General features: G+C 38.5%; 22 protein-coding genes. 5 read left to right on the top strand and 17 right to left on the bottom strand.

Annotated elements, in window-relative coordinates:
* Positions 1-8: 8 nt before the first annotated feature.
* From spoIIAB to ACOZIR_RS02535, 10 genes are all read right to left on the bottom strand, one after another.
* On the bottom strand, positions 9-452 hold the full coding sequence (spoIIAB, locus tag ACOZIR_RS02580; RefSeq protein ID WP_013084935.1) for an anti-sigma F factor: 444 nt from the start codon (positions 450-452) through the stop codon (positions 9-11).
* The gene (gene spoIIAA / locus ACOZIR_RS02575) at positions 452-802 is read right to left on the bottom strand and encodes an anti-sigma F factor antagonist (RefSeq protein WP_013084936.1); all 351 of its coding nucleotides are present in this window, start codon (positions 800-802) and stop codon (positions 452-454) included. Before spoIIAA ends, spoIIAB begins: the two co-directional genes overlap by 1 nt.
* 102 nt (positions 803-904) lie before the next feature.
* Entirely contained in the window at positions 905-2071 is a 1167-nt protein-coding gene (locus ACOZIR_RS02570; protein WP_045292954.1) for a D-alanyl-D-alanine carboxypeptidase family protein, read from the bottom strand.
* Positions 2072-2187: 116 nt separating this feature from the next.
* Positions 2188-3018, bottom strand: a complete 831-nt coding sequence (locus tag ACOZIR_RS02565) for a purine-nucleoside phosphorylase (RefSeq protein ID WP_045292956.1) — start codon at positions 3016-3018, stop codon at positions 2188-2190.
* 16 nt (positions 3019-3034) lie between these two features.
* Positions 3035-4216 (bottom strand): phosphopentomutase, encoded by a 1182-nt coding sequence (deoB, locus tag ACOZIR_RS02560; protein WP_045292958.1) that lies wholly within the window; start codon positions 4214-4216, stop codon positions 3035-3037.
* Between the two features lie 196 nt (positions 4217-4412).
* Positions 4413-5306, bottom strand: a complete 894-nt coding sequence (gene xerD / locus ACOZIR_RS02555; protein ID WP_028411550.1) for a site-specific tyrosine recombinase XerD — start codon at positions 5304-5306, stop codon at positions 4413-4415.
* A gap of 6 nt (positions 5307-5312) precedes the next feature.
* A complete protein-coding gene (locus tag ACOZIR_RS02550) occupies positions 5313-5540 on the bottom strand; it encodes a YqzK family protein (protein WP_013059081.1) in 228 nt (75 codons plus the stop codon).
* 195 nt (positions 5541-5735) lie between these two features.
* Positions 5736-6188 (bottom strand): Fur family transcriptional regulator, encoded by a 453-nt coding sequence (locus ACOZIR_RS02545; protein WP_013059082.1) that lies wholly within the window; start codon positions 6186-6188, stop codon positions 5736-5738.
* Positions 6189-6300: 112 nt separating this feature from the next.
* Complete coding sequence (gene spoIIM / locus ACOZIR_RS02540) at positions 6301-6945, bottom strand: stage II sporulation protein M (protein ID WP_025750451.1); 645 nt, start codon at positions 6943-6945, stop codon at positions 6301-6303.
* 206 nt (positions 6946-7151) lie between these two features.
* Entirely contained in the window at positions 7152-7703 is a 552-nt protein-coding gene (locus tag ACOZIR_RS02535; protein ID WP_045292961.1) for an NUDIX hydrolase, read from the bottom strand.
* A gap of 71 nt (positions 7704-7774) precedes the next feature.
* Here ACOZIR_RS02535 and mciZ point away from each other — a divergent pair, with 71 nt between their 5' ends.
* The gene (gene mciZ / locus ACOZIR_RS02530) at positions 7775-7942 is read left to right on the top strand and encodes a Z-ring formation inhibitor MciZ (protein WP_033579730.1); all 168 of its coding nucleotides are present in this window, start codon (positions 7775-7777) and stop codon (positions 7940-7942) included.
* Positions 7943-8035: 93 nt separating this feature from the next.
* Positions 8036-8953, top strand: a complete 918-nt coding sequence (locus ACOZIR_RS02525) for an aldo/keto reductase (protein WP_310878394.1) — start codon at positions 8036-8038, stop codon at positions 8951-8953.
* Positions 8954-8980: 27 nt separating this feature from the next.
* On the opposite strand, the gene ACOZIR_RS02520 is transcribed toward ACOZIR_RS02525, so the two are convergent.
* From ACOZIR_RS02520 to ACOZIR_RS02505, 4 genes are all read right to left on the bottom strand, one after another.
* Positions 8981-9229 carry a YqkE family protein gene (locus tag ACOZIR_RS02520; protein ID WP_033579729.1) on the bottom strand — a complete coding sequence of 83 codons (249 nt, stop codon included), beginning with the start codon at positions 9227-9229 and terminating at the stop codon, positions 8981-8983.
* 64 nt (positions 9230-9293) lie between these two features.
* On the bottom strand, positions 9294-9962 hold the full coding sequence (locus tag ACOZIR_RS02515) for a 3-oxoacid CoA-transferase subunit B (RefSeq protein WP_045292964.1): 669 nt from the start codon (positions 9960-9962) through the stop codon (positions 9294-9296).
* A gap of 20 nt (positions 9963-9982) precedes the next feature.
* A complete protein-coding gene (locus tag ACOZIR_RS02510) occupies positions 9983-10672 on the bottom strand; it encodes a CoA transferase subunit A (protein WP_013059089.1) in 690 nt (229 codons plus the stop codon).
* Positions 10673-10910: 238 nt separating this feature from the next.
* On the bottom strand, positions 10911-12098 hold the full coding sequence (locus ACOZIR_RS02505; protein ID WP_028411556.1) for an acetyl-CoA C-acetyltransferase: 1188 nt from the start codon (positions 12096-12098) through the stop codon (positions 10911-10913).
* A 177-nt stretch (positions 12099-12275) separates the two neighbouring features.
* On the opposite strand from ACOZIR_RS02505, the gene ACOZIR_RS02500 reads away from it, so the two are divergent.
* Both ACOZIR_RS02500 and ACOZIR_RS02495 read left to right on the top strand, forming a co-directional pair.
* The gene (locus ACOZIR_RS02500) at positions 12276-13172 is read left to right on the top strand and encodes a hydroxymethylglutaryl-CoA lyase (protein ID WP_421535505.1); all 897 of its coding nucleotides are present in this window, start codon (positions 12276-12278) and stop codon (positions 13170-13172) included.
* Between the two features lie 68 nt (positions 13173-13240).
* Positions 13241-14152, top strand: a complete 912-nt coding sequence (locus tag ACOZIR_RS02495) for an alpha/beta hydrolase (protein WP_045292967.1) — start codon at positions 13241-13243, stop codon at positions 14150-14152.
* Here the strand turns inward: ACOZIR_RS02495 and ACOZIR_RS02490 are convergent.
* Positions 14149-14487, bottom strand: a complete 339-nt coding sequence (locus tag ACOZIR_RS02490) for an iron-sulfur cluster biosynthesis family protein (protein ID WP_045292968.1) — start codon at positions 14485-14487, stop codon at positions 14149-14151. The genes ACOZIR_RS02495 and ACOZIR_RS02490 overlap by 4 nt on opposite strands.
* Positions 14488-14617: 130 nt before the next feature.
* On the opposite strand from ACOZIR_RS02490, the gene ACOZIR_RS02485 reads away from it, so the two are divergent.
* A complete protein-coding gene (locus tag ACOZIR_RS02485) occupies positions 14618-14833 on the top strand; it encodes a CDGSH iron-sulfur domain-containing protein (RefSeq protein WP_013059094.1) in 216 nt (71 codons plus the stop codon).
* 60 nt (positions 14834-14893) lie between these two features.
* Here ACOZIR_RS02485 and ACOZIR_RS02480 read toward each other — a convergent pair whose 3' ends face one another.
* On the bottom strand, positions 14894-15688 hold the full coding sequence (locus ACOZIR_RS02480; protein WP_328120148.1) for an SDR family NAD(P)-dependent oxidoreductase: 795 nt from the start codon (positions 15686-15688) through the stop codon (positions 14894-14896).
* 23 nt (positions 15689-15711) lie between these two features.
* Complete coding sequence (locus ACOZIR_RS02475; RefSeq protein WP_028411561.1) at positions 15712-16668, bottom strand: MBL fold metallo-hydrolase; 957 nt, start codon at positions 16666-16668, stop codon at positions 15712-15714.
* Positions 16669-16733 lie beyond the last annotated feature (65 nt).

Below are 16733 nucleotides of genomic sequence, written 5' to 3'. Positions count from 1 at the left end.
AAGTCTCCTTAATTACATAGCGCTTTACTATTTGTTAAGTGCTTTTTTAAATATAAGGTCGTACCTTCTAATACAGTAGACTCCACTCGAATTTCGTCCATAAAGTTTTCCATTATGGTGAAACCCATTCCAGAACGCTCTAGATCTGGCTTCGTTGTGTATAAAGGCTGCTTGGCTTCATCCACGTTATCGATACCAATTCCTTCATCACGAATCATCAGCTCGACTACACCGTCTTCATGAAGCGTCACAGAAATATATACCACACCATCCGGATTGCTTTCGTAGCCGTGAATAATAGCATTTGTTACTGCTTCAGATACGACTGTTTTAATTTCTGTTAACTCATCCATTGTTGGATCTAACTGCGTAATAAATGATGCTACCGTGACGCGGGCAAACGATTCATTTTGACTAAGCGCGGAAAATTGGAGGTTCATTTGATTTTTCATTATGCCACCCCCAATTTTTGAAGCGCGTTTTCTTCATTAGGTTCAAAACGAATAATTTTAAATAAGCCTGACATATTAAACAGACGTTCTACGGCAGGAGAAATAGCGCATACAACCATTTCCCCGCCATTATTATGAACCTGTTTGTATCTCCCTAAAATAACCCCTAAGCCAGAGCTGTCCATAAAGGTTAAATGCTGTAAATTTAAAATCAAATGGCTGATAGATTCCTTCTCTATCGCTTCAGTGATTTTGCTTCTTAGCTCTTCTGCCGTATGATGATCTAATTCTCCTGTTAATCGAACCAACAAGACATCTTGTTTGAATTCCAATTCAATCGAAAGACTCACTATACAAACCTCCTCGGAAATCTTATAGTCAGTCTTTCGCTGCCGACAGAATAGAATCCTTCTCACCGACAAAACTAGTTCTATTTCGTCACATTTAGCTGTTTACGATGTTTGAGAGAAAATAGAGAATGTACGTTTGAATATCTTCCACCAAGAAGCAGCATCGATATCTTCTTTTGCAAGAAGCGGTGAAGAACTAACTACTTTGTTATCCTTCTTAATGGTCAACGTTCCAATTTTGTCGCCTTTTTGAATAGGCGCATTTAGCTTCTCGTTCATTTTCACTTCTGTTTTAACGTCTTTGGCTGCATTTCCTTTTTTCAATAAAACAGAAATAGGCTCGGACGTAACGGCTGTTACCTGATCTTCGCTACCCTTATTTACATCTATCTTGGCAATAACGTCTCCTTTTTTGTATAAAGGCTTCGTTGTATATTGACTGAATGCGTAGTCTAACATTTTGGTTACTTGATTATTGCGGTCTTTTGGCGTGCTTGCACCGAATACAACCGCTAACACACGCATATTTCCTTTCTTAGCGGTAGCTGTCAGGCAATACTTGGCTTGACCGGTAAATCCCGTTTTGAGTCCATCAACGCCGGGATAAAACTTCACTAAGCGATTTGTATTTACTAACCAAAACTTCTTATCTGTATCCGTGCGTAAATAAGCTTCGTATTTACTCGTATAGTTAATAATTTTTTCATACTTTAGCAGCTCTCTGCCCATCATGGCCATATCATGAGCTGTACTATAGTGATTTTCTACGGGCAGGCCTGTCGGATTTTGAAATTTTGTGTGAGTCAAACCAAGCTCTTTCGCTTTTTGGTTCATCTTTGCTACAAATTTTTCTTCTGATCCAGCTAAATATTCAGCCATTGCCATAGAAGCATCGTTACCAGAACCTATCGCAATCCCTTTTAGCAAATCATTTACCGTCATTTCTTCTCCGGGCTCTAAAAAGATTTGTGACCCTCCCATTGAAGCGGCATATTCACTTGCTCGCACTTTATCTTTTAAGGTAATTTTCCCTTTATCCAAAGCCTCCATAATTAAAATCATTGTCATAATTTTAGTCATACTAGCAGGGGGAAGTTCTTGATTACTATTTTTTTCGTATAGAATTTTTCCTGTATCCCGTTCAATTAAAATAGCTGACCTAGCACTGTCAGCAAGCTCAGAACTCTTTTTTTCTGCGGCTAAAACAGGTTGCGTCATAAGTGGAAATAAAAATATGACAACGAGTAACTTTACAATAGTTCGCTTCATCTCCACAAACCTCCATTCTTTATACAACCTATTTTTTCCAAGGTATAATCGATTTATACTAAACGAAATAAAAAAAGCATCGAGAAATTCTCGATGCTTGAAGTCATATTTTCTTCTTATTTTTGATAAGCTGGAAGCTGCTTTACTACTTCTTTTACAAGCGATAAAAACTGCTGTTTTACTTTTTCAGTCGTTTCAATCACTTCTTCATGATTTAACGGCTGATCTAAAATACCAGCTGCCATATTAGAAATACAAGAAATACCCAGCACTTTCATACCCGCATGGCGTGCCACAATAACTTCTGGTACTGTAGACATACCGACCGCGTCTCCCCCGATAATGCGAAGCATGCGTACTTCAGCAGGCGTTTCATATGTTGGACCTGTGTTTCCTACATATACACCTTCTTGTAAGGCGATATTTAAATCAGCTCCTACTTTCTTCGCTAATTGACGAAGGTCCTTGCAGTAAGCAGTTGACATATCCGGGAACCTTACTCCAAAATCAGAGTCATTAGGTCCAATCAAAGGGTTCGTTCCAAAGTTATTAATATGATCAGAAATAATCATTAAATCTCCTGGATTAAAGGATTCGTTCACTCCGCCTGCTGCATTCGTTACAACCAACGTTTCTACACCAATTTCTTTCATTACACGCACTGGAAATGTTACTTTATCAAGGGCGTACCCTTCATAAAAGTGAAAACGTCCTTGCATAGCTACAACCGGTACGTCATGAATGGTACCAATTACTAATTGACCAGCGTGACCTTCAACTGTTGAAACCGGGAACTCAGGAATTTCGTTATACGGAATTTTTACCGCGCCTTCAATTTCGTCAGCTAATACCCCTAGTCCAGAACCCAAAATAAGGCCAATTGTTGGTGTAACAGCTGATTGATTTTTAATATATTCTGCTGCTTTTTCAATATATTCTTTTTTCATACTCCATTCCCCCTGCTTAATCCAGCTCTTTTAAAAAACTTTTTCCATGCTTAGGCATTGTTACGCCAAAATTTTCTGCTACTGTTGCGCCAATATCCGCAAACGTTTGACGAATAGAAAGTTCTTTTCCTTCTTGCATGCCTTTATTGTACACAAGAAGCGGCACGTATTCACGCGTATGGTCTGTCCCATGATGAACAGGGTCATTTCCATGATCCGCTGTAATAATCAATAAATCATCTTCTTTTAATAAATCAAATACTTCTTCCAAGCGTACATCATATTCTTCAAGCGCTTGCCCATATCCTTGTGGATCGCGGCGATGGCCATAGAGAGCATCAAAATCAACTAAATTTAAGAAGCTTAAGCCTGTGAAGTCCATGTTTAATGTATCAACTAGCTTATCCATGCCGTCCATATTCGATTTGGTACGAAGAGATTTTGTGACTCCTTCTCCGTCGTAAATATCAGAAATTTTACCGATAGCAATAACATCGATGTCATTGTCTTTTAATTCATTCATTACTGTACGTCCAAAAGGCTTTAATGCATAGTCATGACGATTGGATGTACGTGTGAAGTTACCTGGTTCACCTAAAAACGGGCGAGCGATAACACGTCCAATCATATATGGATCATCTAGCGTTAATTCACGAGCAATCTCACAAATTTTGTACAATTCATCAATTGGAACAATTTCTTCATGAGCAGCAATTTGTAAAACAGAATCCGCTGATGTATAGACGATTAAGTCACCTGTTTCCATATGTTGTTTTCCTAGCTCATCTAAAATTTCTGTACCAGATGCTGGTTTGTTCCCAATAATTTTTCGACCTGTTTTTTCTTCTAGTTGTGAAATCAGCTCTTCTGGAAATCCGTCCGGAAACACATTAAAAGGCGTATCAATATGAAGGCCCATAATTTCCCAATGACCTGTCATTGTATCTTTTCCTGCAGAAGCTTCCTGCATTTTTGTATAGTAAGCGAGCGGTTTTTCAGCTTTATCAATTCCTTTAATTTCACGGATATTGCTTAGACCAAGCTTAGCCATATTAGGCATATGAAGACCGTTGCAGTGCTCTGCAATATGACCAAACGTATCGGCACCTTTATCATTGTATTTTTCAGCATCCGGTGATTCACCGATACCTACTGAATCCATGACAATTAAAAATACGCGTTTATATGTATGCGCCATTTTATTCCCTCCAAATATCAATTTATTTATTCTCTATAAAATTCCCGTTTGGAAATAATTTAACCATCTTCTCTTATTGGTCAGAAGTCTGACCTCTCTATTAGTATAGACGCTTTTTATTTTTTTGTACACATGAATGAAAGTGTTCTCAAACAAAAAACCAATGTCTATAAACTCACTGGACATTGGAATCTTCCTACGCTCGCGGATGAAACTGATTGTATACATCTTTTAAACGTGCTTTTGTAACATGTGTATAAATTTGAGTGGTCGAAATATCCGCATGCCCAAGCATTTCTTGAACGGCTCTCAAGTCCGCGCCGTTCTCTAACAAATGAGTAGCAAACGAATGCCGTAAAGTATGTGGAGTTAATTCTTTTTCAATTTTTGCTTCAGAAGCTAACTTTTTTAATATTTTCCAAAATCCCTGCCTTGTTAAACGCCTTCCGTGATGATTAACAAAGAGTGCTTTGTCCTGTTCCTTTTGCTTTGTTAAAATACTCCGGCCATGCTGTAAGTACTCTTCAATCGCCTCCGTTGCCAACCTTCCGATGGGGACAATTCTTTCTTTATTCCCTTTTCCGATACAGCGAATAAATCCCATCGTCAAATGTGCATCATCAATATTTAAGTTAACGAGTTCAGACACGCGAATTCCAGTAGCATAAAGCAACTCAAGCATCGCTTTGTCTCGTATGCCAAAAGGTGTCGAAGTATCAAACACATTTAACAGCGCCTCTACTTCCTCTGCATTTAGCACTTTTGGCAGCTTGCGCTCAAGCTGCGGAGTATCAATATGAACGGATGGATCTGTATCCGCTGCTTTTTCTCTTAGTAAAAATTGATGAAAAGATCTAGTTGAAGCCACATGTCTCGCAATCGTTTTAGATGACTTTTGCTGATCACTTAAATATTTCAGAAAATTAACGATGTGGAGTCTTGTTACTTCATTAAATGATTTCAGCTGCTCTACATGCTCTAAATATTGAGCATACTTTTTTAAATCTCGTTCATACGAATCAATCGTATTTTTCGCCAGTCCCCGCTCTACTACTAAATAATGAATAAAATCTTGAATTTGATCATTCAATAGCCTCTACTCCCCGTTTTGATAAAACATAAATAAACGCTCCAGCCACGTCTGATCTTTGTTCACACTTGCTTGCATGACTTTAACCGCTGAACCCGACGGCTCATCATAACGTTTATAATTTTGATACTCTTGAGATACCCATATCATTCCAAAATAAAACAAAAGAGTAAACCCGGTAAATAAGATAAATACTTTACATGTATTATATACCATTTCAGCCCATGATTTCATGAAACAATTCCTCCAATTTTTGATTCTATTAGAAGATATGCCAACTGGGACAGGTTTTATACATGTTTCTTGCCTTTATACGCTGAGTTCTCTCCTGGTCATTTCCTTCCTTTCTATAAAACCATGTAGCTTGTAACCTCGTTATTTTTTCTATTTATGTACAACAAAAAACCTTCTCCATTAGGGAAAAGGCTTTTACTGCTTGTCTTCTTTATCCTGACAGCGATGGCAAATGCCATGAAACGTCAAGCGGTGATCTTTAATTTTAAAATTCCATTGCTTTTCCACAATTTCTTCAACGTCTTCAAGCAAATCTTCTTGAATTTCGTCCACAGATCCACATTCCATACACACAAGGTGATGATGAAAGTGTGCGGCTCCTTCTTGTCTTAAATCGTAGCGAGAAACGCCATCGCCAAAGTTTATTTTATCAACAATTTTAAGTTCAGTTAACAATTCTAACGTACGATAAACAGTTGCCAATCCAATTTCCGGAGACTTTTCCTTGACGAGGAGATATACATCTTCGGCACTTAAATGATCCTCTTCATGTTCAAGAAGTACTCTTACAGTCGCCTCACGTTGAGGTGTCAATTTATAGCTAGCTGAGTGCAACTGCTGCTTAATTCGCTCAATTCGACTTTCCATAATTATTCCCTCCCTCGCCATTCACTAATCCATTATATCAGATGTGTCGAGGGTGTCAAAATAAAGTTATTATTAATAAGAAAAAAGAATTCTTTTTACTTAATACTTATTCTTACTTATTTAATAGAGCCATTACACTTTTCATTAAAGTAGGTGATACGTAAGCTTCAACTGTAGCTGCACAGGCAACCAAACATATCATTGCAATCATCGTGCCGCTATAGCGTAAAAAGGATGCGGAAATAGGCTCCGCTGCTTTTTTAAAAAACTGCTGCCGCACGAGCTTCAAAGAAAAGGCAACTGAAGCCGCAGACAAGATCAGAAATGCCGGTATGAGAAAGATATTTTGCGGCATAACAGATACAAAAGATAGCGCAAACCCTGAGAGTCCCATTTGATTGACTAAAAAGCCTACGGTAAAACCAATCACCATTCCTTTTAAAAACAGCAGAATTAACACTACGGGCAAACCAATAATAGCAATTCCTAATATCCAAATGAGCCCCAAGTATTTAACATTGTGAAAAAAACTTTGCTGAAACATTTCAACGCTGCTCGCTACTTCTCCACTCTTCACCTGTCCGAAAAACCGGTTTAAATAGAAATACAGGTCTTCTTTTTGATCAAGCGTCAAACTATTTACAACAATAGCCCCAAAAATGATTCCCATTAAAAACAGCACGGTTACAAACAAATAAATAGAACTGTTTTCTTGAAAATGTCTTGCATACGATAACGGCAATTGTTTTTTTCTCATCGTCTTCCTCCTATTAATCGCTTAATAGAGTGTATGATAGAGTACAAAAACTATGCCAAGAATCTTTTGAATCTATCAAATCTACGTTCACCATCACCTTAAAAAAATCCGAACGAATTTGATTCTCCATCAAGAATCTCTATTCATCGTTCGGATTTTCTTTTAAGTTGCTAGATTGCCGTTCGTATGTAAAAGAAAAAACTCTCTTACTCTCCTAATCCGCTTTTTAACTGTAAGTACTGCACAGCATAGGCTGTTTTTGCATCATAAATTTCTTTGTTTTGAATAAGAGTAAGCGCCTCATCTACGGTAACTTCCATTACTTCAACAAATTCATCTTCGTCTAATTCCGCTTTGGTGGTCATCACTTTTAAATCTTCCGCTAAATAAAGGTGAACCAACTCATCTGCAAAACCGGGTGATGTATAAAAAGAAATAATATGGCTAAGCGAATCCGTGGTATAGCCTGTTTCTTCTTCTAACTCACGCTTTGCCGTCACAATCGGCTCTTCTCCTTTTTCTAGCTTGCCGGCTGGAATTTCGACCAAAATACGATCCATCGGCCTGCGATACTGTTTGACCATAATCATTTTATGATCGTTTGTTAACGCAATGACAGCTACGGCTCCAGGATGCTTAACTACTTCTCTTGTACTCGTTTTTCCGTTTGGAAGCTCTACTTCTTCTAGGTACAAATCAATTACTCTGCCTCCAAACAGCTTTTCAGAAGACAGCATTTTTTCTGTTAAATGATCCATTTTCTACACCTCGTTCTATTTTTTTGACTCTTACATATATTCTATCATACGAATCTTGGGAGGTAGAAAAAATGAAAGTTTATGTTCACGAGAAGCAAATCATTTTGGTCGGTAAAGCATGGGAAATCAAGCAAAAGTTAAAAGAATACGGCGAACAATTTCAGTATGTTGATGAGTGGACGAACGCTATCTCTCAAAATTTTAATTCTTACAAACAACAAGCAGACTGCAGACACTAATTGTGCTGCAGTTTTTTAATCTTCTTATTTGAGTTTCCCTCTATCATAGCGCTACAATAGATAGAAACAAGTAAAAAATAAGGAGTGACATATATGGAAAAAAGACGCTTAGGTACTTCAGATTTGCTCGTCAGTACATTAGGTTTAGGATGCATGTCTCTTGGAACAGAACAGAAACACGCTGTCAATATGGTTGATGAAGCTCTGGAATATGGAGTTAATTATTTTGATACAGCAGATTTATATGACTTTGGCTTAAACGAGGAGTTTGTGGGACAAGCTCTAAAAAACCGCAGACATGATATTGTTTTAGCCACAAAAGTAGGAAATCGCTGGAACGATGCAAAAGACAGCTGGACATGGGATCCGTCTAAAGCTTACATAAAAGATGAAGTAAAAGAAAGCCTGCGCCGGCTTCAAACGGATTACATCGATTTATATCAACTGCACGGAGGGACGGTTGAAGACAATATTGAAGAAACAATTGAAGCATTTGAAGAATTAAAACAAGAAGGCGTCATTCGCTACTATGGTATTTCATCTATCCGCCCGAATGTGATTCGAGAGTATGTGCAAAACTCTTCTATTGTCAGCGTAATGATGCAATACAGCTTATTGGACAGACGTCCTGAAGAAAGTGCACTTCCCCTTTTACACGATAACGGCATTAGCGTTGTAGCCAGAGGTCCAGTAGCCAAAGGGCTGCTAACCGAAAAAGGAGAGCAAAAGCTAGCTGCATTCGAAAGTAAGGGATACTTAGACTATAGCGGTACTGAATTAGCAAAAACGATAGAAGCATTTCGTCACGTACGACCAAATCACTCTCTGAATTCAACTGCACTTCAATACTGTTTAGCTAATCCTGCGGTAGCCTCAGTTGTAGCAGGAGCAAGCTCTTCTTCACAGCTTCGTGAAAACGTAAAGGCTGTCGAGACCTCCCCGCTACAGCCTACTGAAGTTAACAAGCTGCAATCGATCTTTAAAGCAAATCAATATGAAGCTCATCGTTAAAAAATAAAAGCGCCTTTATCGGCGCTTTTATTTTTTAAACTCGGACCAGTTCATATCACTTTCATTTAACAGTTCTTCAAACGATTTATTTTTTTCTTTTTCTTTTCGAATTCGAGCAGCTTCTTTACGCTCTGTTTCTTTCTGCTCTTCTTCTTTTAAAGAAAGCGCCTGTTTTTTAGCTTGAAGCTGTTTTAATAAGCTATCATTTAGCTGATCTTTGATACTGAGCTGATCGTTTTGTTTTTGTGCTGATTGTTTTTGCTTTTTTTTAGCCATCACAATTCCCCCGCTACTTTAATTGAGAGATATTGTATCATATTCTTGCTTTTGTTACCAAAAATCAAAATGCATCTAGTTTTACATGTTCATCAACGATTAAAGTTGGCTCTGTAGACTGTTGAATATCTTCTACCGTATAACCTTTCGCTACTTCCACAAGTTTTAGGCCTTCTGCCGTAATATCAATGACCGCTCGATCTGTAATAATACGATCTACTACCCCTTTTCCTGTCAGAGGGAGAGTGCACTCATTTAAGATTTTAGGTTGGTCTTTTCTCGTCACATGTTCCATAATGACAATGATGCGCTGCGCTCCATGAACTAAATCCATTGCACCGCCCATTCCTTTAATCATTTTCCCAGGAATCATCCAGTTAGCTAAGTCACCAGTTTTTGAGACTTCCATGCCTCCTAAAATCGCAATATTAATATGCCCTCCGCGAATCATGCCAAACGATTCAGCACTGTCGAAGTAAGAAGCCCCTTTTGTCGCCGTTACGGTTTCTTTACCTGCATTAATTAAATCAGGATCTACTTCTCCTTCTTTCGGATATGGTCCAATGCCTAATAGACCATTTTCAGACTGAAGCACCACCGTTTTATTATCTGAGATATGATTAGCCACAAGCGTTGGAATACCAATTCCAAGGTTTACATAAAATCCGTCCAAAATTTCTTTTTCAGCACGTTTTGCAATTCGCTCTCTCACGTTCACGCCGTTTTCAATCATGAAAAATCTCTCCTCTTTTGTTATTTTTGAACGGTTAAACGCTCAATACGTTTTTCTTGTTCACCAATAATTAACGATTGAACATATACACTAGGTGTGTGGATAATATTTGGATCAAGTGAACCTGTTGGATGAAGTTCCTCCACTTCTGCTATCGTCACTTTTCCTGCTGCTGCAATCATTGGGCTGAAATTGCGCGCTGTCTTGTTATACACTAAATTCCCCATATGATCGGCTTTCCACGCTCTAACCAAACTAAAATCAGCTTTTAACGCCTCTTCTAGCAAATATTCTTTCCCATCAAACACGCGAACTTCTTTTCCTTCAGCAATGGGTGTTCCCACTCCTGCTGGTGTATAAAATGCAGGTATGCCCGCTCCGCCGGCCCGAATCTTTTCAGCTAGCGTGCCTTGAGGTAGCAATTCTACTTCAATTTCTCCTGACAATACTTGTCTTTCAAACTCTTTATTTTCTCCCACGTAAGAGCCAATCATCTTTTTAATTTGTTTGTTTTTCAGAAGCAGTCCAAGTCCCCAGTCGTCTACGCCGCAGTTATTTGAAATTACGGTTAAATCTTTTACCCCTGTTTCAACTAACGCTAAAATCAAATTCTCCGGAATTCCACATAAACCAAAACCACCGACCATAATCGTAGCACCGTCGTGAATATCTTTCACCGCTTCTTTAAACGACGTATGTACTTGTTTCATACATAACCACCCCTTCGTTATTTTTGAAAACGCTTTCTAATCTATTATAAAAGATTTTTATTTCTTTTTAAATATATATATAACTAAAAATTATAATTTAATCATTTTTTTGTCAAAAAAGTTATATTAGTAGACAAAATTCAAAGGAAAACAAAAACGCCACGAGTTCCAAAGCAGTATGTTTGGAATCTGTGGCGTTGTGATATAGCTTTAATGTTTATAAAAACTATATCAAAAATTAAGGACGTTCAACGATTGTTGCAACGCCTTGGCCTCCGCCAATACATAACGTTGCTAACCCAAGTTTTGCGTCGCGTTTTTGCATTTCATGAATAAGTGAAACTAGGACACGTGTACCACTTGCACCAATAGGATGTCCAAGCGCAATTGCTCCACCGTTTACATTTAAAATATCATGGTTAAATTGAAGTTCACGATCCACAGCGATTGACTGTGCAGCGAATGCTTCGTTTGCTTCTACTAATTGAACATCTTCTAATGAAACAGCAGCTCTTTCCAGCGCCTTTTTCACTGCGCTTACAGGACCGATTCCCATAATGCTTGGGTCTACTCCGGCAGTTGCATTAGCTTTAATAGACACTAATGGTGTTAGGCCTAACTCGTCTGCTTTTTTACGGCTCATTACCACTACTGCAGCTGCACCGTCATTGATACCAGATGCATTACCAGCTGTTACAGAACCGTCTTTTTTGAAGGCTGGACGTAGTTTCCCTAGACTTTCAGCCGTTGTGCCTGCGCGTGGGAACTCATCTTGTTCAAAAATTGTTACTTGGCCTTTTCTTCCAGGCACTTCTACTGGCACAATTTCATCTGCGAAACGACCAGATTGAATAGCTGCTTCTGCTTTTTGCTGACTTGAAGCTGCAAATGCATCTTGTTCGTCGCGAGTAATTTCATATTTATCACACAGATTTTCAGCTGTAACGCCCATATGGTAGTCGTTAAATGCACACCATAATCCATCTTGGATCATGCTGTCGACTACTTTTTGATCGCCCATTTTAAACCCGTTGCGTGCATTTTTTAATAGGTATGGTGCTTGGCTCATGTTTTCCATTCCACCAGCAACAATCACATCAGCATCCCCAGCAAGAATCGCCTGTGTAGCGAGATGTACTGCTTTTAGTCCTGATCCGCATACTTTATTGATGGTTAATGCTGAAACAGTTTCAGGTAAACCTGCTGCTAAAGTTGCTTGTCGTGCTGGATTTTGTCCTAAACCTGCTTGTAAGACATTTCCCATAATAACTTCGTCTACTTCGTTTGCTGATACCCCTGCTTTGTTTAAAGCTTCTTTGATTACAGTACCACCTAAAGTTGTTGCGGATACATTTTGTAAGCTTCCCCCAAAGCTGCCGATTGCTGTACGTACAGCGCTTACAATGACTACTTCTGTTTGACCCATGTCGAAAACCTCTCCTTACTGTTTGATTACTGTGATTAACTGTCACTTGTATTAATTTCGACATCGCTTGCGAAATTCCTCTTTTTTTGTAAAAATTTATAATTTTTATTGAATTTTAATTTTTTAGAATTAAAATAAATATTAGTAAGCGTTTACATTGTGGGAGGAGAGCGGTTTATGGGATTTCCTAAAAAAGTAACAATTATAGAAGTTGGTCCACGAGATGGACTTCAAAATGAAAAAAATTTTGTTCCAACTGATAAAAAAATTAATTTTATCAAAAAATTAAAAGAAGCGGGACTATCCGAAATCGAAATTACATCCTTTGTTTCTCCAAAATGGGTCCCTCAAATGACAGATGCTTCTACTATTGCACCTATATTTCAGACTGATACATGCCGAAACATTGTACTGGTGCCGAATCAAAAAGGCTTGGAAAAGGCACTGCAAGCTGATTGCCGCTCGGTTGCGCTTTTTATTGGCGTAAGCGATACCTTTAATCAAAAAAACATTAACAAAAACACCGAAGAAGCTGTACAAACGCTGCTTCCTCTCATTCAGCAGCTTAAGCAGCAAGAATGTTTTATTCGCACCTGCGTTTCCACTGCTTTTTATTGCCCGTATGAAGGAAAAACAAATGAACGTGACGTGCTGAGCCTTTGCGAAAGCTTTGTGGAAGCTGGAGTGGATGAGCTAAGCGTTGCCGATACAATCGGCATGGCAAATCCTAAAGATGTATTTTCACTTTTCTCGAAATTAAAACAAAGTTTTCCCCACACGCTACTTGCTGCGCACTTTCACGATACGAGAGGATTGGCTATTGCAAATATCTACGCAGCTCTGCAAGCCGGTATTAACAGGTTCGATTCATCTGCTGGCGGGTTAGGAGGATGTCCCTTTGCTAAGGGAGCAACGGGAAACGTAGCTACCGAAGATCTTGTCTTTATGCTTCATGAAATGGGTATCTCCACTTCTATTAATGAAGAAAAGCTGCTCGAAGCGGTCGATTTTATCGCTCCTTACATTTCAAGACCGATTGAAAGCAAGCAATACTCTTTGTTTGCACAGCGTTAAAAATTAGGTTTTTATGAGAGCGATGCTATAATAAATACTAGCTATATTAACAAAAGGAGCCGCTAATCATGAAAAAATGGCTATTATTAATAGGAAGCGTTCTCGGAGCATTTGCCGCTCTTGGCATCTTTTTTACAAATCAAATGATGTACATCCGTAAAAAGACCGACAAAGTCATTATTGACCGCGATACGGAAGATGGCTTTTATGATGAAAACGTCTATAACGCTCTTCCTAAAGAAGCATTTGTGCTTCCTTCTTCTCTCGGCTATAACATAGCTGGGACCGTTATTAAACAACACGATCACAACCGATTTATGATTCTTTCGCATGGAGTTACAGTTCATTCACTGAACTCTATGAAATATGCTCGGCTTTTTCTGAAGCTTGGATGGAACGTCGTTCTTTATGATCATCGCCGTCACGGCAAGTCTGAAGGAAAAACAACGAGCTACGGCTATTATGAAAAGCTGGACCTTCAATCTGTTGTTCACTGGGTAAAAGAACAATTAGGTTCAACTATTTCCCTTGGGATTCACGGGGAATCTATGGGAGCTGCGACCACTCTTTTATATGCTGGAATGGAAGACGGAGCTGATTTTTATATTGTCGACTGCCCTTTTTCAGACTTGGAAGAACTTCTTGCCTATCGCTTAAAACAAGATTTCCACCTGCCCAAACAGCTTGTGATGCCAGCAGCCAATATTATTTTAAAATGGCGAGAAGGCTATTCATTTAAAGACGTATCCCCCATTTCAGTCGTAGATCAAATTAAACATCCTGTTCTGTTTATCCATAGTAAAGAAGATGACTATATTCTTCCTAAAATGACGGAGCAGCTGCATGCCAAAAAAATGGGTGCAAAACGGCTGTATTTGGCACCTGTAGGCACTCATGCCCGCTCGTATGCTGATAATCCAAGAGAATATGAACAAGTTATTGAATCATTTTTAGAAAAAATACAAAAAGAAGCGCATTAAAGCGCTTCTTTTGTTTTATCGATAAATGACATGCGCGGATTTAAAATTTGAGAAGGACATTTTAGCATAAACGCATATGCACTTTCATTGTAGTCAACCGTCATATTATCATCTAAAAATACTTGCTTTGTTTTTTCGACAAGAACAGGAACAAAATTCGTCTCGATGGTTACATCATCGCTTTCTTTTTCATCAACAATCCATAGCGTTGTTACACCGCTCACAACACAGCCGCATCCGTCCGTATCGTATTTTAATTTTAAATATAGTGAAGAATCTTTCCCGTACTTTTCTTGTATTTTTGCTATCGCTTTATCTGTAAAGGTAATATTCATTTTCCTTTAACTCCTTTTAAACTAATTGTATAAACAAACGAAAATTGCTTATATAATGAGTATAATACACATCTCGCTTTCATTAAACTCTGGCGCTTCATATAGATGTGTACAAAAAGGAGGTTTTTCTATGTCAAAAGTACAAATTAAAGTAATGGATAACGGCTCTTTCCGTGTCACTGGAGACGTTGAATTAATTGATGCAGACGGGAACAAATTTGAGACAAAGCCGACGTTTTCACTCTGCCGATGTGGCCAGTCGCAAAAGATGCCCTTTTGCGACGGAAATCATAAAGGAAAATTCGACTCTTGTGTGCGCGCTGCAAAAATTTTAGACGAGCAGTAGATTTATAGAAATACAGCCTTACTGAACGAAACCATTGATAACCTGTGGTTAAAACACAGGTTATTTTCTATTAAACGCATCCCCTGCCAATTTTTCTACGAGCCCCGGGGCAAGCTGATACATCTTCGAACCTATATTCATCCACTTAGGCAAGTTGACTTCTCGCTTTGGTTTCCCAATAATATTGACCGTTTTTTCAGCTACGTATTGAGGTGTTAACATAAACTTTTCTACACTTTTTTCATAGTTTCCTGATTGATCTGCTATTGAAAAGAAGTTGGTTTGAATAGGACCTGGATTCACTGCGGTTACATAGATATCTGTTTTCGCTAATTCCATTCGCAGGCTGTTAGTAAACCCTAGCACGGCATGTTTAGAAGCTGAATAGCCACTGGATTTAGGCGTTGCAAGTTTTCCTGCTTGAGAAGCAATGTTAATAATATGTCCTTTGTTTTCTTTTAGCATATAAGCTAAAATTTCTTGTGTACATGCAATTAATCCAATAACATTGACTTGAAACATTGAGGTAATTGTCGTAATCGATGCTTCTTTCACTTCTTCAAATACACCAAAGCCTGCATTATTAATCAGCACATCAACACGCTTCATTTCACTTATCATTTTCTGAACAACTCTTTTGACTTCCTCTACGTTTGCTACGTCAGCTTTATATATGTAAGAGGCAATCCCATACTGTTGACTAATTTGCTCAGCTACTCGCTGCAGCTTTTCTTCTGTACGTGCAAGTAAAACGGGGACGCCCCCTCTTTTGGCCACTTCATAAGCTAAATGTTCTCCAAGACCTCCCGAAGCGCCTGTAATCACGACATGTTGGTTCTTTAACGAGGATTTCAAATATAACACACCTTTTTTATAAGTTAAGAGCACACAGAATAAATAAGCGTACTTTCCTTTTCATGTGTACTGATTTTATTTGCATCTTCTAAAAAATCGAGCTGACCAATTGTTTCAGAAAGAGTTAGCCCTAGTTCTTTTTCATAAATAGTAGGAAATAGCTGTTTGCAAATATCAAATGCTGTTTGAGGGCGTTCTTTTATCATGCTAAGTACTTTATCGGCTCGATCGCTTTGCTTTTGTAACCTCTCTTGTACAAGTTCACGGACATGTAACACTTCATCTCCATGACCTGTATAGATACAGCTTATCTCTAAGTCAAGCAGACGTCTTAACGAATGATTATATTGAAGAAGCGTTTTAGGCCGCTCGCCGCTTGGTTTCATAGGAGGTTCAATAAGCGGATTAGATGAAATATGCTTTAACAGCAAATCTCCTCCAATCATAACCGCTGTTTTTTCATTGTATAATGCAATATGGCTTTGAGCATGACCGGGCACTTCAAGCACTTTCCAACTCTCTAGGCCTGGAATGTAATCTCCTTCCTGCACAGAAGTTGTAAGAGAACGGTGACATGAATACTTCATTGATGCTTTTAAACGTTTTAAATAGGGGCGAAATCTTTCATCTACGCCTGCTTTCATAAAGTGATCTTCAAAAAACGCATCGTACCACTCAAAGAAATCCGGATTCTGGGAGATCCAAGGCTGATTTTTCGCATGACCGACGATGGCGATATCTTTATCAAAAAAATCAAGCATTCCTACGTGATCAGGGTGGTGGTGAGTTAGGACAACTTGCTTAATATCATCTGGTTTTAATCCTATTTCATTAAGCTTTTCTTTAAATACAGACCACGCTGCCTCCGTTTTAATACCAGCATCGATTAGCGTAACGGTCTGACCTTTTATAACAAAAACATTCACATCTCCTACCGCAAAAGGAGTAGGCAGCACAATTTTATACAATTGCTCATTCATCTGTATTTTTGCTCCTTTACCATCGCATTTTCTTTTAAGTTTACACGATTTTTCCCCTTATTTAT

The organism is Priestia sp. D3YE.R1, assembly GCF_049199565.1.
GTDB lineage: Bacteria > Bacillota > Bacilli > Bacillales > Bacillaceae_H > Priestia > Priestia aryabhattai.
Note: the sequence above shows the minus strand (reverse complement) of the source record. Positions and strands in the feature narration are given on the sequence as shown.

Coding starts and splice junctions, on each gene's coding strand:
- spoIIAB (WP_013084935.1), bottom strand. CDS start 452: ATGAAAAATCAAATGAACCTCCAATTTTCCGCGCTTAGTCAAAATGAA.
- ACOZIR_RS02570 (WP_045292954.1), bottom strand. CDS start 2,071: ATGAAGCGAACTATTGTAAAGTTACTCGTTGTCATATTTTTATTTCCA.
- ACOZIR_RS02565 (WP_045292956.1), bottom strand. CDS start 3,018: ATGAAAAAAGAATATATTGAAAAAGCAGCAGAATATATTAAAAATCAA.
- deoB (WP_045292958.1), bottom strand. CDS start 4,216: ATGGCGCATACATATAAACGCGTATTTTTAATTGTCATGGATTCAGTA.
- ACOZIR_RS02550 (WP_013059081.1), bottom strand. CDS start 5,540: ATGAAATCATGGGCTGAAATGGTATATAATACATGTAAAGTATTTATC.
- ACOZIR_RS02545 (WP_013059082.1), bottom strand. CDS start 6,188: ATGGAAAGTCGAATTGAGCGAATTAAGCAGCAGTTGCACTCAGCTAGC.
- spoIIM (WP_025750451.1), bottom strand. CDS start 6,945: ATGAGAAAAAAACAATTGCCGTTATCGTATGCAAGACATTTTCAAGAA.
- ACOZIR_RS02535 (WP_045292961.1), bottom strand. CDS start 7,703: ATGGATCATTTAACAGAAAAAATGCTGTCTTCTGAAAAGCTGTTTGGA.
- mciZ (WP_033579730.1), top strand. CDS start 7,775: ATGAAAGTTTATGTTCACGAGAAGCAAATCATTTTGGTCGGTAAAGCA.
- ACOZIR_RS02525 (WP_310878394.1), top strand. CDS start 8,036: ATGGAAAAAAGACGCTTAGGTACTTCAGATTTGCTCGTCAGTACATTA.
- ACOZIR_RS02520 (WP_033579729.1), bottom strand. CDS start 9,229: ATGGCTAAAAAAAAGCAAAAACAATCAGCACAAAAACAAAACGATCAG.
- ACOZIR_RS02515 (WP_045292964.1), bottom strand. CDS start 9,962: ATGATTGAAAACGGCGTGAACGTGAGAGAGCGAATTGCAAAACGTGCT.
- ACOZIR_RS02510 (WP_013059089.1), bottom strand. CDS start 10,672: ATGAAACAAGTACATACGTCGTTTAAAGAAGCGGTGAAAGATATTCAC.
- ACOZIR_RS02505 (WP_028411556.1), bottom strand. CDS start 12,098: ATGGGTCAAACAGAAGTAGTCATTGTAAGCGCTGTACGTACAGCAATC.
- ACOZIR_RS02500 (WP_421535505.1), top strand. CDS start 12,276: ATGGGATTTCCTAAAAAAGTAACAATTATAGAAGTTGGTCCACGAGAT.
- ACOZIR_RS02495 (WP_045292967.1), top strand. CDS start 13,241: ATGAAAAAATGGCTATTATTAATAGGAAGCGTTCTCGGAGCATTTGCC.
- ACOZIR_RS02490 (WP_045292968.1), bottom strand. CDS start 14,487: ATGAATATTACCTTTACAGATAAAGCGATAGCAAAAATACAAGAAAAG.
- ACOZIR_RS02485 (WP_013059094.1), top strand. CDS start 14,618: ATGTCAAAAGTACAAATTAAAGTAATGGATAACGGCTCTTTCCGTGTC.
- ACOZIR_RS02475 (WP_028411561.1), bottom strand. CDS start 16,668: ATGAATGAGCAATTGTATAAAATTGTGCTGCCTACTCCTTTTGCGGTA.